This is a genomic window from Clostridium sp. LY3-2 (assembly GCF_024705715.1).
Taxonomy (GTDB): Bacteria; Bacillota; Clostridia; order Clostridiales; family Clostridiaceae; genus Clostridium.
The window spans coordinates 16316-30118 of record NZ_JAMDLQ010000034.1 but is presented as its reverse complement, the minus strand read 5'-3'; the positions used below and the strand labels follow the sequence as shown (position 1 = coordinate 30118).

The window sequence follows — 13803 nt, the reverse complement described above, 5'->3', positions numbered from 1 at the left end:
GTGAGGTATGAAAAATACCAGTACAGAAGTTGCAAAGATTGCAACAAGAATGGCTATTTCAACAAGAGAAGAAGAAGAGTATTTAAAAAAGAAATATAAGGAAAATAATATTTTAGTTACAGCTGTAAATATTGGTGGAAATATAAATGATTCTATAAGCAAGATACTAGAAAGAGCCTTAGTAGCATCTAAAAGAAACGGCCTTATAAGAGAAGAACATTTGCATGAAGGTGCTATAATTGGAGCTACAAGAGATGCTCTTATGGACGTTCAAAAAAGAGCAAGTGGACAAAATGTTGGTGGAAAAATTGGAATAGCAAGAGAAGGCGAACATATTTCAGTTTGTATCTTTTTAAGTATAGGGCTTTTACACTTAGATGAAGTTGTAATTGGAATAGGACATAGAGCGATATCGCTTTAAAAGGAGATTTTTATCTCCTTTTTTTATTTTTACATAAAATATTTAACTAAAAAGAATATATAAATTTTTTGTTTTATAAATATATATAATAAAAAATAATTTGGAGGTTAAGTATTATGGTAGGTAAAAAAATTATAGGAGCCTTAGGTGTAGCTATTTTAATTTGTTTAGTAGGATGCAGTAGTAAAGAGGAAGAAAAAAATGAAAAGATAAAAATAGGAGTATGTCAACTTATACAGCATGATGCGCTAGATAAAGCTTATGAAGGGTTTAAAGATAGACTTTTAGAGAAAGGATATGAAAATTCGAAAAATATTGATATTGATTATAAAAATGCTCAAGGAGATTTTCAAACAGCCCAAACTATAAATAAACAATTTTCAGATAGTAAAAAGGATTTAATATTTGCAATAGCAACGCCAGCTGCACAGGCAGCATATAATTGCACTAAGGAAATTCCGATAGTATTTACAGCAGTTACAGACCCAGTAAGTGCAAAAATTGCAAGTAGCTTTAAATCATCAGGGAATAACGTAACTGGAGTATCAGATATGGTGCCTATAGATAAGCAATTGGATTTATTAAAATCTTTAGTAAAGGATGTTAAAAGTATAGGTTTTATATATAATACATCAGAAGCAAATAGTGTAGTGCAATTAAATAATTTTAAAAATGCAGCAAGTAAAAATAATATTAATGTAGTTGAAATAGGAATAACTAATGTAAATGAAATAGATCAAAATTTAAAAAGTGCAATAAATAAAATAGATGCACTATATACGCCAACAGACAACACAGTTGCTTCATCCTATTCTTTAGTAGGTAAAATATGTAGAGATAAAAAGATTCCAGTTTTAGGGGCTGAAGAAGCGATGATAAATGCTGGAGGATTAGTTACACTTGGTATTGATTATTATGAACTTGGAAAGGAAGCTGCAAATAAAGCTATTAGAATAATTGAAGGTGAGAAGCCTAGCGAAATAGAAATAACAACATTAGAAAATCTAAAAATTAAGATAAATGAAGATGTAGCTAAAGAACTTAATATAGAAGTGCCAAAAGAAATAAGAGAAAAGGCTGATTTTATAAGTGGAGGAGATAAATAGTGGAACTTATTGTAAGCATACTAGAGCAAGCATTTTTATTTTCTCTAGTTTCTATAGGGGTATATATAACTTATAAGATATTAGATTTTCCAGACCTTTCAGTTGATGGAACCTTTCCTTTAGGTGCAGCAGTTGCAAGTGCATTAATAGTAAGTGGGGTTAATCATTTAGTTAGTACTTTTATAGCTATGGCTATAGGGGGAATAGCTGGCGGAATAACAGCTATATTGCATGTTAAATTAAAAATAACAAATTTAATGTCTGGTATTTTAGTTATGATTGGATTATATTCTGTAAATTTATTTATTATGGGTAAATCAAACTTGCCGTTATTTAGTGATAATAATATCTTTAATAATAATATAAAAAGTATTTTTATAATTTCAATAATTTTAATAATAGTAAAATTGATATTTGATTATTTTATGAAGACTCAGATTGGATTTTTACTAATAGGGGTAGGAGACAACGAACAAGTTGTTACATCTTTAGGAGTAAGTAAAAATAAAATAAAGTTTTTAGGGTTAGTTATAAGTAATGCATTGGTTGCACTATCTGGTGCATTAAGTGCGCAATATAATGGATTTTCAGATGTTAATATGGGAAGTGGGATTGTTGTTAAAGGTCTTGCATGTGTAATTATAGGTGTATCTTTATTTAAAAAGTTATCTTTTATTAATTTAAGTACTCTTGCGATACTTGGTACTGTTATATATTATGGCGCTATACAATTCTCTTTAGAACTTGGGTTAAATCCAAATAATTTAAAATTATTAACAGCTTTACTTATAGTCTTTGCACTTAGCTTAAACAATTTTAAAATAAAATCGCTATTTGGAGGTAAAAGTAATGCTTAGGATAAATAAAGTAAATAAAATATTTAACAAAGATACAATAAATGAAAATAATTTATTTAAAGACTTTTCTTTAGATGTAAAAAGTGGAGAATTTATATCAATTATCGGTTCTAATGGGGCAGGGAAATCTAGTTTGTTAAATTTGATTTCAGGAACTATAAGGGCAGATTGTGGAGAAATATATATTGAAGATAAAGAAGTATCAAAATTAAAAGAATATAAAATTGCAAAAGACATAGGAAGAGTTTATCAAAACCCATCCTTTGGAGTTGCTTCAAATATGACTATACTTCAGAATTTAGCACTTGGAGATAATAAGGGAAAGAGATTTGGGCTAGGTTTAGGAATAAAAAAAAGTAGAATAAATTATTACAAAGAATTATTAAATCACTTAGGTTTAGGGATGGAAGATAAAATTCATAAAAAGGTAAGTGCGTTGTCTGGAGGTCAAAGGCAAGCTTTAACTCTTTTACTATCAGTTATGTCAAATCCTAAAATTCTATTATTAGATGAGCATACAGCAGCGCTAGACCCTAAAACTTCAAAAAAGATAATGGAAATAACAGATTTGATTGTAAAAGAAAAAAATATAACAACAATTATGGTGACTCATAACTTAAAATATGCTTTAAGTTATGGGAATAGATTAATAATGATGCATCAGGGGGAAATAGTCTTAGACGTATCTAAAGAAGAAAAGGAGAATTTAACTAAGAATGAATTATTAAATTTATTTGATAAAGTAAAACTTACAGATGAACTTAGTGATAGAAGTTTATTTGTATAGTTGATATTATTAAAAATATATTATATAATAATTATTATTAAATAATATATGAGGTGATAATATGGAATTAAAAGTTGGTATGATAGCACCAGAATTTAAACTTATGGGATCAGATAACAAAGAACATAGCTTAAAAGATTATAAAGGAAAGAGAGTAATACTATATTTTTACCCTAAAGATAATACACCTGGATGTTCTTTAGAAGCGCAAGATTTTAAAAATCATTATGAAAGTTTTATAGATAACAATACAGTTGTTTTAGGAGTAAGCCGCGATAATTTAAAATCTCATGAAAAATTTATAAATAAATATGATTTACCATTTGTTCTTTTATCTGATGAAGATGAGGTAGTATGTAGACTTTATGATGTACTTAAAGAGAAAAATATGTTTGGCAAAAAGGTATTTGGAATTGAAAGAAGTACATTTGTAGTTGATGAAGAAGGTAAAATAATAGATATATACAGAAAAGTTAAAGTTAAAGGACATGTTGAAAGTTTGCTTTAATTTAAATATTAGCTAAAGGGTATTTGCCTTTAGCTTTTTATTTTTGTATACTTAGCCTATAATGCAAATAAAAAGGAGAATGTTTATGTACATAGTTTTTGGAAATGAGATAATGGATACTAAAGATATAAAAAAAACAATAGAAGATAATACTGAATTTAAAGTATTAAAAGATATGAGCAAAGGAACTAAAAGAGAAGATTTAGCAGCTTATAATCTTTCAATTTCTATAGATGCTTTAAATGAAGAATTAGAGGGGATTGAAATAGATTCTCTTACAGAAGATGAATTATTTGAAGAATATTTAGCAACAGCTGAAGAGGCTTCTATGGAAATAGAAGAGTTTTTACCAGAAGACAGTAAAATGAGATTTCTTCCTTATAGTTGGGACAGATCATTTGAAGAAGTAAGAGGTATAATTTTAATAGGTTCTTTAGAAATTAAAGACGTTAAAATGATGGATATTTTAAAGAGATTACTTACTCAAGCAGAGTAATTATTTACTGGGAAATATTGGAAGAATAATCTTATAATTATTTAATATAATACTAAAGAAAGCAATTTTTTTAGTGTTTATATGATTATTACAGCGATAACTATACCTACTCCTAAAAGGATTAAAAAGAAAGTTTTAAAACTTTGCACAAAAGAACGCATTGGGATTTATTCTTGTATCTTAACGGGTATTGGTATAATCAGCTTATCAGATGCAGAAATAAAAACATTACCTATTTTAGGACTTTTATATTGCGGTTTCACCTTTGAAGTTATAGAAAGGGCAGACCCAGAAGTTCTAGAAATTATGGCTAAAAATATGAATGAAAACTATTATAGATATTTTTAAGATTCAAAGTTTACTTTGGATCTTTTTTTTGACTTGCAATTAAAAATTATAGGGTGTTTATTAAAGGGGGACTATAAAAGAATTCATCTAAATAAGCTAATGTAACATACTTTAAATAAGAAAAGTTATGTAAAGCTTATGGTGAAAAAATTGTGATATAATAAATTTAATTAATGTTAGGAGGTTATCATGAGAAAGCCATTAGCAGAAAAAATTAGACCAGAAGAACTAAGTGAGGTATACGGTCAAAAACATATATTAGGTGAAAATAAAATATTAAACAGAATATTAAAAAGTGGAATAATAAACAATATGATTTTTTATGGGCCACCTGGAGTTGGTAAAACTACTGTAGCAAATATTATTGCAAACAAAGCAAATAAAAAGTTTTATAAGTTAAATGCAACAAATGCTTCATTAAAAGATATTCAAAAAATAACAGAAGAGTTAGATACATTTATCGGTAGAGATGGAGTGCTATTGTATTTAGATGAGATACAAAACTTTAATAAAAAGCAGCAACAATCCTTACTAGAGTATATTGAAGATGGAAGAATAACATTAATAGCATCAACTACAGAAAATCCATATCACTATATATTTAAAGCCTTACTTTCAAGGTCTACCATTTTTGAATTTAAAGAACTAGATAATGATGATATAAAAAAAGCATTGAAAAGAGCAGTTGAGATTCAAAACAAAGAATTTGAAACATTTAAAGTAATTGTAGAAGATGATGCGTATGAATATTTCTCTAACATATCAAATGGTGACGTAAGAAAAAGTTTAAATGCTATTGAGATAGCAATAAATTCTACAAATCCAAACAAAGAGGGAATTATTAATATAACAACTGAAGTTGCTAAAGATAGTTCTCAGCTTAAAGTTTTTGGTTACGATAAAAATGGTGATGATCATTATGATATTTTAAGTGCTTTTCAAAAATCTATAAGGGGAAGTGACCCAGATGCTGCAATTCACTATTTAGCAAGGCTTATAAAAGCTGGTGATTTAATTTCTATTTGTAGAAGACTTCAAGTTATAGCATCAGAAGATATAGGCCTTGCTTATCCACAAGGTGCATCTATAGTTAAGGCACTTGTAGATTCAGCTAGAGAACTTGGTTTTCCAGAAGCTAGAATCCCTTTAGCTGAGGCAACTATTTTACTTTCTACAAGTCCTAAATCAAATAGCGCAATTGTTGCAATAGATAGCGCTTTAAAAGATCTAGATACTAAAAAAATATCAGAAGTACCTAGGCTTTTAAAAGATGCTCACTATAATGGAGCTAAAAATTTAGGAAGAGGAGTAGAATATAAATATCCTCATAACTTTAAAAATTCTTATGTAAAGCAAGATTATATGCCAGAATCTATTAAAGATGAAAAGTACTATAACCCTGGAAACAACAAGTTTGAGAGAGCTATTTCAGAGTACTGGAGAGAAATAAAAATTAAAAAATAATAATGAATATTGACAATAACCGAGTGATTTGCTAAGATATAATCATAAATCGTAGTAAGTTACTCTACTTTAGGGGTGAGAAAATGAAATTATCAACAAAAGGTAGATATGGAGTAAAGGCTATGGTTGATTTAGCAATTAACTATGGAGAGTCACCAGTATCTATTAAAACTATCTCGAAAAGACAAAACATTTCAGAGTACTATTTAGAACAACTATTTAGTCCTTTAAGAAAAGCAAAACTAATAAGAAGTATTAGAGGCGCTCAAGGTGGTTATGTTTTAAATAAAGAACCAAAAGATATAAGGGTATCTGATATTATGTATGTTTTAGAAGGACCTATAGAAATTGCAGATTGCATCGAAGGTGCAGAATGCACAAACGTTGATTGTTGTGCTACAAGAATCTTATGGAAAAAAATAAAAGCAAGTATAGATAGCGTAATGGATTCTATTACACTACAAGATATAGTTGATGATTATAAAGAAATGAAAGAAAAAAATGAAGGAATTAATTTAATTAACAGAGGTGAATATATATGAAGCACGTATACATGGATCACGCAGCAACAACTTACGTGAAACCAGAAGTTTTAGAAGAAATGATGCCTTATTTTACAGGCAAATTTGGAAATCCATCATCATTTTATAGTATTTCAAGAGAAGTACAAGAAGGAGTGATGAAAGCTAGATCTAGAGTCTCTAAAGCAATTAACTGTAAGGAAAATGAAATTTACTTTACAGGTGGCGGTTCAGAGGCAGATAACTGGGCAATCAAAGGAATAGCATCAGCTTACAAAAACAAAGGAAATCATATAATTACTACAAAAGTAGAGCATCACGCAGTTTTACATACTTGTGCATACTTAGAGAAGAATGGTTTTGAGGTTACTTACCTTGATGTTGATAGTGAAGGTTTTGTTAAATTAGAAGATTTAAAAAATGCAATAACAGACAAAACAATATTAGTATCAATTATGTTTGCAAATAACGAAATAGGTACTATTCAACCTGTAAAAGAAATAGGTGCTATTTGTAGAGAAAAGAAAGTTTTATTCCACACAGATGCAGTTCAAGCAGTAGGACATATTCCGGTTGATGTTGAAGAAATGAATATTGATTTATTATCAATGGCAGGACATAAGTTCTACGGACCTAAAGGTGTTGGAGCTTTATATGTAAGAAAAGGTATAAGAATTCACAACCTTATTCACGGTGGAGCTCAAGAAAGAAATAGAAGAGCTGGTACTGAAAATACAGCAAGTATAGTTGGTATGGCAAAAGCTTTAGAAATTGCAACAGAAAATTTAGAAGAACATAATATTAAATTAATATCTTTAAGAGATAAATTAATAGATGGACTATTAAAAATTCCTTATACTAGATTAAATGGACCTAGAGGAGAAAAAAGATTACCAGGTAACGTAAATGTAAGCTTTGAGTTTATTGAAGGAGAATCAATTCTTTTATCATTAGACTTTGAAGGAATATGTGCATCAAGTGGTAGTGCTTGTACTTCAGGATCTTTAGATCCATCACACGTATTACTATCAATAGGATTACCTCACGAAAAAGCTCATGGATCTTTAAGATTATCATTAGGCGATGAGAATACAGAAGAAGAGGTGGATTACGTTTTAGAAACAGTACCACCAATAATAGAAAGACTTAGAAATATGTCACCACTTTGGACAGATTTTAAAAGAAAAGGAGATAAATAATTATGATATATACAGAAAAAGTTATGGACCACTTTAGAAATCCTAGAAACGTAGGAGTTATCGAAAATGCAGATGGAGTAGGCGAAGTTGGAAACGCAAAATGCGGAGATATAATGAGAGTTTACTTAAAAATAGAAGACAACAAAATAGCTGATGTTAAATTTGAAACATTTGGTTGTGGGTCAGCTATAGCATCATCATCTATGGCAACTGAATTAATTAAAGGAGCTACTATAGAAGAAGCTTGGAAATTATCAAATCAAGCAGTTGCAGAGGCTTTAAATGGATTACCACCAGTTAAAATGCACTGTTCAGTATTAGCAGAAGAAGCTATACATAAAGCTATAAATGACTTTAGATCAAAACAAGGGTTAGAACCTTGGGATATGGATGAAAGCGGAGAAGACTTACACGACAAAGTACATGGTGAATAGGAGAGAACTATGGAAAAGAAAAAAGTAGTTGTAGGTATGAGCGGCGGAGTGGATAGTTCCGTCGCTGCTTACCTTTTAAAAGAACAAGGGTACGATGTAATTGGTATTACAATGCAAGTTTGGCAAGAAGACAATGATTTCTCAGAAAGAGAAGGTGGATGTTGTTCACTTTCTGCTGTAGAAGACGCAAGAAGAGTTGCACAAAAGCTAGATATTCCTTTTTATGTATTTAACTTTAGAAAATCATTTAAAGAGAAAGTAATAGATTACTTTGTTCAAGAATATATAGATGGAAAAACTCCAAATCCTTGTATAGCTTGTAATAAGTATTTGAAATTTGATGAGTTGCTTATGAAAGCTAGGGGAATAGGGGCAGAATACGTAGCAACAGGTCATTATGCTAAGATAGAAGAAAGAGATGGAAGACATCTTTTAATTAGAGCAGATGATGATAAAAAAGACCAAACTTATGCTTTATACAATTTCACTCAAGACCAATTAGCGCATACTTTAATGCCTTGTGGAGATTACACTAAAGATAAAATTAGAGAAATTGCAAAAGAAATAGGTTTAGCAGTTCACAACAAAAAAGATAGTGAAGAAATATGTTTTATACATGATAACGACCATGGAAGATATATAAAAGAAGCTAGACCAAAAGAAGTAAAACCTGGTAACTTCGTTGATGAAAAAGGAAATATAGTAGGTAGACATAAAGGTATTGTTTACTATACTATAGGTCAAAGAAAAGGATTAGGATTAGCACTAGGTAAACCTGTCTTTGTAATTGATATTAATCCTAGAACTAATGAAGTTGTTATAGGCTCAGAAGATAAAATATTTAAAACTGACCTAATAGCTAAAGATATCAATTTTATTCCTTTTGAAAAATTAGAGGGTGAAATGGAAGTTCAAGCTAAAGTAAGATATGCAGCTAAACCTGCTAAAGCTAAAATTTATCCTTTAAAAGATGGTAAAGTTAAGGTTTCTTTTGAAGATAAACAAAGAGCAATAACAAAAGGTCAATCAGTAGTTTTTTATGATGGAAATATAGTAGTAGGTGGAGGCGTTATTGAAAGCTTAGCCTAATTTTTTGTTAAAGGTATCTTATATAAGTAAGATACCTTTATTTTTTTTGAATATTTCAGAAATTATTGGAAAAAATAATTCTGAAAGATGGTGAAGTGATGTTTAGAGTTAAAAATTTTTATATGAAAAAAGTTTTTGATTATAAAGGTAAGAAGCTTGGAGTAGTAGAAGATTTATATATAGATTTTTATAATAGCTCAGTTTTAGCGTTGAAACTATCAAAAAAAATTTTTTTTAACAAAAAAAACTCTATAAAGGTTCAAAATATAATATCTATCGAAGATGATATTTTAGTTAAAGAAAAAGATACATATAATGGTTTACTATTAAGCGATATTTTAGGGCTTGATATTATAAATCTTCACGGAAATATTATAGGTGTAATAGAAGATATAATAATTTCTAAAGAAAATTTTGAACTAAAAGGGATAGTAGTTAGTACTGGTATTTTAGATAGATTAATTCACGGGAAAGATATCCTAGTTCCGAAAGAATGTGTGCTTGGAGAAAACTGTTTAATTCATAAAAACGATTCAAATATATCACTTAGAGCTTTACCAAAGAGGTTAGAATAATGAATAAAGTTAAAGAGTTTTTTAAAAATAAAAAAAATATTTTAAAATTAGTGATTATTTTAATAGTGATTTCTTTTATAATGCTTTATTTAAAAATAGAATTTTTCAAAGAAGTAGTAAACTTACTTATTTGTTCTTTTATTTTAGCTTATATTTTAAGGCCTTTAAGGGATTTAATTATAGGGAAACGTAATATAAGTAAAAGAGCTGCAACTTTGATTGTAATTATAGGTATAACATCTTTGTTTTTACTTATAATTTTTGTAGCTGTTCCAAGTTTAATAAAAGAACTAGGAAATGCATCACCTCTAATTAACGACTTGATTAGTGATTTTAATAAACTTGGAGATAAAATGAAAGTTCAATCATCTCCTGTCTTTCGAACTATTTACATTCAAATAGAAGAAAAGGTTTGGAACTTTTTAATGAACTTTTCAAATAATACAATTCAAAGTTTAATTAGTATGCTAGAAAACATTCTATCATTTGCAATAATACCTGTAGTCTCTTACTATGTGCTCTCAGATGGTGATAATATATCAAACAAATTATCACTTATAATCCCTATGGAAAAAAGAAAGATAACAAGAGTGATTTTTAAAGATGTTAATCTGCTACTTGAAAGGTATATAGTAAGTCAAATAGTTTTATCTTTAGCAACGGGTATTATGTGTCTTATTCTTTTTGAAATACTTGATATAAAGTTTTCAATTTGGCTTGCTATAATTAATGGTTTATTTAACATAGTTCCGTATTTTGGAGCGTTTTTTGGGGGAGTGCCAGCTGTTATTATATCAATGCTAATATCACCAGTTAAAGGAGTGTGGTGCTTAATTGGGATAGTTATAATTCAGCAAATAGAAGGGAATTTACTTGCGCCGAAAATTACGGCAGAAAGTACAAATATTCATCCTTTAATTATTATAATTTTACTTTTAATTGGAGAAAAAATATCTGGAATATCTGGGATGATATTAGTTGTACCTGTAGGAGTAATAATAAAAGTTTTATATGATGATTTAAATTATTACTTGTTCTAATACATTAAATAAATAACTTATTGACATATCTATTTTTATAAAATATAATTTTGTTGTAATTAAATATTAAGTGTTGATTAGGATGAGTAAAATTATATTTATTTTTCAGAGAAAAAGTGGTTGGTGTGAACTTTTATTTAAAATAATTTGAAGCTACCTAGGAGCTATAACCATTTAGAGCGATGCAATAATTTTGCATAATTAGGGTGGTAACGCGGAAGTTTAGCTTTCGTCCCTTCATTTTTAAAGGGATGAAGGCTTTTTTTATACAAAAATATATGGAGGACTACAAAATGAAATATACAAAAACTAATGATTTAAGAGAATTATACTTAAAGTTCTTTGAAGGAAAAGATCACTTAAGACTAAAAAGCTTTCCTTTAGTACCAAAGAATGATAAAAGTTTATTATTAATTAATGCAGGGATGGCACCTTTAAAGCCTTATTTTACAGGAGTGCAAGAACCACCTAAAAAAAGAATCACAACTTGTCAAAAGTGTATTAGAACTGGAGATATTGAAAACGTAGGTAAAACTTCAAGACACGGTACATTTTTTGAAATGCTAGGGAACTTTTCTTTTGGAGATTACTTTAAAGAAGAAGTAATTCCTTGGGCTTGGGAGTTTATAACAGAAGTTTTAGAAATGCCAAAGGATAAGTTATATGTAACTATTTACTTAGATGATGATGAAGCCTATGATATTTGGACTAGTAAAACTGATATAGACCCAAGTAGAATATTTAGATTAGGTAAAGAAGATAACTTCTGGGAACATGGATCAGGTCCTTGTGGTCCTTGTACTGAAATTCACTTTGATAGAGGTGTAAATGTAGAACCTGTAAAAACTTCAGAGGAGTTTGTAAAAGAAAGTGATGCAGATAGAATTATAGAATTCTGGAACCTAGTATTTACTCAATTTGATGGAGACGGAAAAGGTAATTACGAAAGACTTGAAAATCCAAATATAGATACTGGAATGGGACTTGAAAGACTTGCAACATTAATGCAAGGAGTTGAAAATATCTTTGAAATTGACACTGTTAAAAACATATTAAACAAAGTTTCAGATTTATCTGGAGTTAAATATGGTGATGATAAAGTTAAAGATGTTTCACTTAGAATAATAACTGACCACGTTAAATCAGTTACTATGATGATTTCAGATGGAGTTCAACCTAGCAATGAAGGTAGAGGGTATGTTTTAAGAAGATTGCTTAGAAGAGCTGCAAGACATGGAAGAGTTTTAGGTATAAAAGGGCTATTCTTAAAAGATATAGTAGATTCAGTCGTTGAAAATTACGGAAGTGAATACGAAGAATTAATTTCTAAAAAAGACTATATAGAAAAGATAGTAACATTAGAAGAAGAGAGATTTAATGAAACTATAGATTCAGGTATGGGTATATTATTAGGATATATTGAAGAACTTGATAAAAATAAAGAAACTGTTTTAAGTGGAGAAAAAGCTTTCAAACTATATGATACTTATGGCTTCCCTTATGAATTAACAGAAGAGATACTAGAAGAGAAAAATATGACTATAGATAGAGAGTCATTTGATAAAGAAATGAAAGAACAAAGAGAAAGAGCTAGAAACGCAAGAGGAGAATTCTCTTACATGGGAAGTGAAGAATCACCAATCAATGCTGTTTCAGGAGAAATAAACTCTGAGTTCGTTGGATATGATAATACTGAATTTGTATCAAAAATATTATTCTTAGCAGATGAAAATGAAATGTTAGATACTTTAGAAGAAGGAAAAAAAGGATATATTTTAACAGAAAAAACTCCTTTCTACGCTGAAATGGGAGGCCAAGTTGGTGATAAAGGAATAATAAAAGGAAAAGATTTCGAAGCTTTTGTTTATGATACTAAGAAAAATGTTGGTGGAAAAACTATACACTACGTAAAAGTAACTAACGGAAAAGTTAAATTAAATTCAGAAGTTAATTTAAAAGTAGATGTAGTTAGAAGAGAAAATATTGAAAAAAATCACACAGCTACTCATATGTTACACGAAGCTTTAAAATTAGTAGTAGGTGAACACGTTAACCAAGCAGGTTCTTATGTTGATGATGAAAGATTAAGATTCGATTTTACTCATTTCCAAGGAATGACTGAAAAAGAATTAAAAGATACTGAAAGCTTAGTTAATGAAAAAATCATGGAAGTAAATTCAGTTTCTACAAACTTAATGACTTTAGAAGAAGCAAAAGAAAAAGGTGCTATGGCTTTATTTGATGATAAATATGGCGATAAAGTAAGAGTGGTTGAAGTTGGGGAATACTCAAAAGAACTTTGTGGTGGTACACACGTTAAAAATTCAGGGCAAATAGGATTATTTAAAATAGTTAGTGAAGCTGGAGTTGCGGCAGGAATTAGAAGAATCGAAGCTGTTACTGGTTTTGAAGCTATTAAGTTTATGGAATCAAAAAATGAAATACTTAAAAAAGCATGCGGAAGCTTTAAGTGTTCAGAAAAAGATATCTTAAATAGAATTTCTGCTCAAACTCAAGAATTAAAAGAAAAAGAAAAAGAAATAAGTGAATTAAAAGCAAAACTTACAAGTGGGGCTGAAGATGATATTTTAGCATCAGCTAAAGAAGTTTCAGGAATAAAAGTTATAAGCTATGCACTTGAAGATGTAGATGGAAATGCACTTAGAGATCTATGTGATAAAATAAGAAACAAAATAGGCAGTGGAGTAGTTGTATTATTAAGTAACGTAGGTGGAAAAGTTAACCTTGTTTCTATGGCAACAAAAGATGTTTTAGGTAATGGAATTCACTGTGGAAAAATAATTAAAGAAGTTGCAACAATAGTTGGTGGCGGTGGAGGTGGAAGACCTGACATGGCCCAAGCTGGAGGGAAAAACCCAGAAAAAATTTCAAAAGCTACAGAAAAAGTTTATGAAATAGTTCAAAGTTTAGCTAAATAGTGTACTTTTAGATTAAACT

15 protein-coding genes and 1 other annotated feature are annotated in these 13803 nt (G+C 29.1%); all 15 genes read left to right on the top strand.

The features are described from left to right. The first annotated feature begins 7 nt into the window (after positions 1-7). On the top strand, positions 8-421 hold the full coding sequence (locus M4I33_RS11380) for a HutP family protein (protein WP_257916898.1): 414 nt from the start codon (positions 8-10) through the stop codon (positions 419-421). Positions 422-537: 116 nt separating this feature from the next. After that, positions 538-1527, top strand: a complete 990-nt coding sequence (locus M4I33_RS11375) for an ABC transporter substrate-binding protein (protein WP_257916897.1) — start codon at positions 538-540, stop codon at positions 1525-1527. Further along, positions 1527-2384 carry an ABC transporter permease gene (locus M4I33_RS11370; protein ID WP_257916896.1) on the top strand — a complete coding sequence of 286 codons (858 nt, stop codon included), beginning with the start codon at positions 1527-1529 and terminating at the stop codon, positions 2382-2384. The genes M4I33_RS11375 and M4I33_RS11370 overlap by 1 nt, the downstream gene beginning before the upstream one ends. Then, positions 2377-3171 carry an ABC transporter ATP-binding protein gene (locus M4I33_RS11365; RefSeq protein ID WP_257916895.1) on the top strand — a complete coding sequence of 265 codons (795 nt, stop codon included), beginning with the start codon at positions 2377-2379 and terminating at the stop codon, positions 3169-3171. Before M4I33_RS11370 ends, M4I33_RS11365 begins: the two co-directional genes overlap by 8 nt. A gap of 61 nt (positions 3172-3232) precedes the next feature. Then, a complete protein-coding gene (locus tag M4I33_RS11360) occupies positions 3233-3679 on the top strand; it encodes a peroxiredoxin (protein WP_257916894.1) in 447 nt (148 codons plus the stop codon). A gap of 85 nt (positions 3680-3764) precedes the next feature. Next, a complete protein-coding gene (locus tag M4I33_RS11355; RefSeq protein WP_194190226.1) occupies positions 3765-4175 on the top strand; it encodes a hypothetical protein in 411 nt (136 codons plus the stop codon). Positions 4176-4256: 81 nt separating this feature from the next. Next, positions 4257-4523, top strand: coding sequence for a hypothetical protein (locus M4I33_RS11350; protein WP_257916893.1), 267 nt, complete (start codon positions 4257-4259; stop codon positions 4521-4523). A 189-nt stretch (positions 4524-4712) separates the two neighbouring features. Continuing rightward, positions 4713-5987 (top strand): replication-associated recombination protein A, encoded by a 1275-nt coding sequence (locus M4I33_RS11345; protein WP_257916892.1) that lies wholly within the window; start codon positions 4713-4715, stop codon positions 5985-5987. 83 nt (positions 5988-6070) lie between these two features. Beyond that, positions 6071-6529, top strand: a complete 459-nt coding sequence (locus M4I33_RS11340; RefSeq protein ID WP_194190229.1) for an Rrf2 family transcriptional regulator — start codon at positions 6071-6073, stop codon at positions 6527-6529. Then, complete coding sequence (gene nifS, locus M4I33_RS11335) at positions 6526-7707, top strand: cysteine desulfurase NifS (protein WP_257916891.1); 1182 nt, start codon at positions 6526-6528, stop codon at positions 7705-7707. The genes M4I33_RS11340 and nifS overlap by 4 nt, the downstream gene beginning before the upstream one ends. A 2-nt stretch (positions 7708-7709) precedes the next feature. After that, the gene (gene nifU / locus M4I33_RS11330) at positions 7710-8141 is read left to right on the top strand and encodes a Fe-S cluster assembly scaffold protein NifU (protein ID WP_194190231.1); all 432 of its coding nucleotides are present in this window, start codon (positions 7710-7712) and stop codon (positions 8139-8141) included. Positions 8142-8150: 9 nt separating this feature from the next. Next, the gene (gene mnmA, locus M4I33_RS11325) at positions 8151-9230 is read left to right on the top strand and encodes a tRNA 2-thiouridine(34) synthase MnmA (protein WP_257916890.1); all 1080 of its coding nucleotides are present in this window, start codon (positions 8151-8153) and stop codon (positions 9228-9230) included. A 98-nt stretch (positions 9231-9328) separates the two neighbouring features. Further along, positions 9329-9805 carry a PRC-barrel domain-containing protein gene (locus tag M4I33_RS11320; RefSeq protein WP_257916889.1) on the top strand — a complete coding sequence of 159 codons (477 nt, stop codon included), beginning with the start codon at positions 9329-9331 and terminating at the stop codon, positions 9803-9805. Beyond that, a complete protein-coding gene (locus M4I33_RS11315) occupies positions 9805-10845 on the top strand; it encodes an AI-2E family transporter (RefSeq protein WP_257916888.1) in 1041 nt (346 codons plus the stop codon). Before M4I33_RS11320 ends, M4I33_RS11315 begins: the two co-directional genes overlap by 1 nt. A gap of 64 nt (positions 10846-10909) precedes the next feature. Next, positions 10910-11085: a binding site (T-box leader), on the top strand. Positions 11086-11138: 53 nt separating this feature from the next. Then, complete coding sequence (alaS, locus tag M4I33_RS11310; RefSeq protein WP_257916887.1) at positions 11139-13784, top strand: alanine--tRNA ligase; 2646 nt, start codon at positions 11139-11141, stop codon at positions 13782-13784. Positions 13785-13803 lie beyond the last annotated feature (19 nt).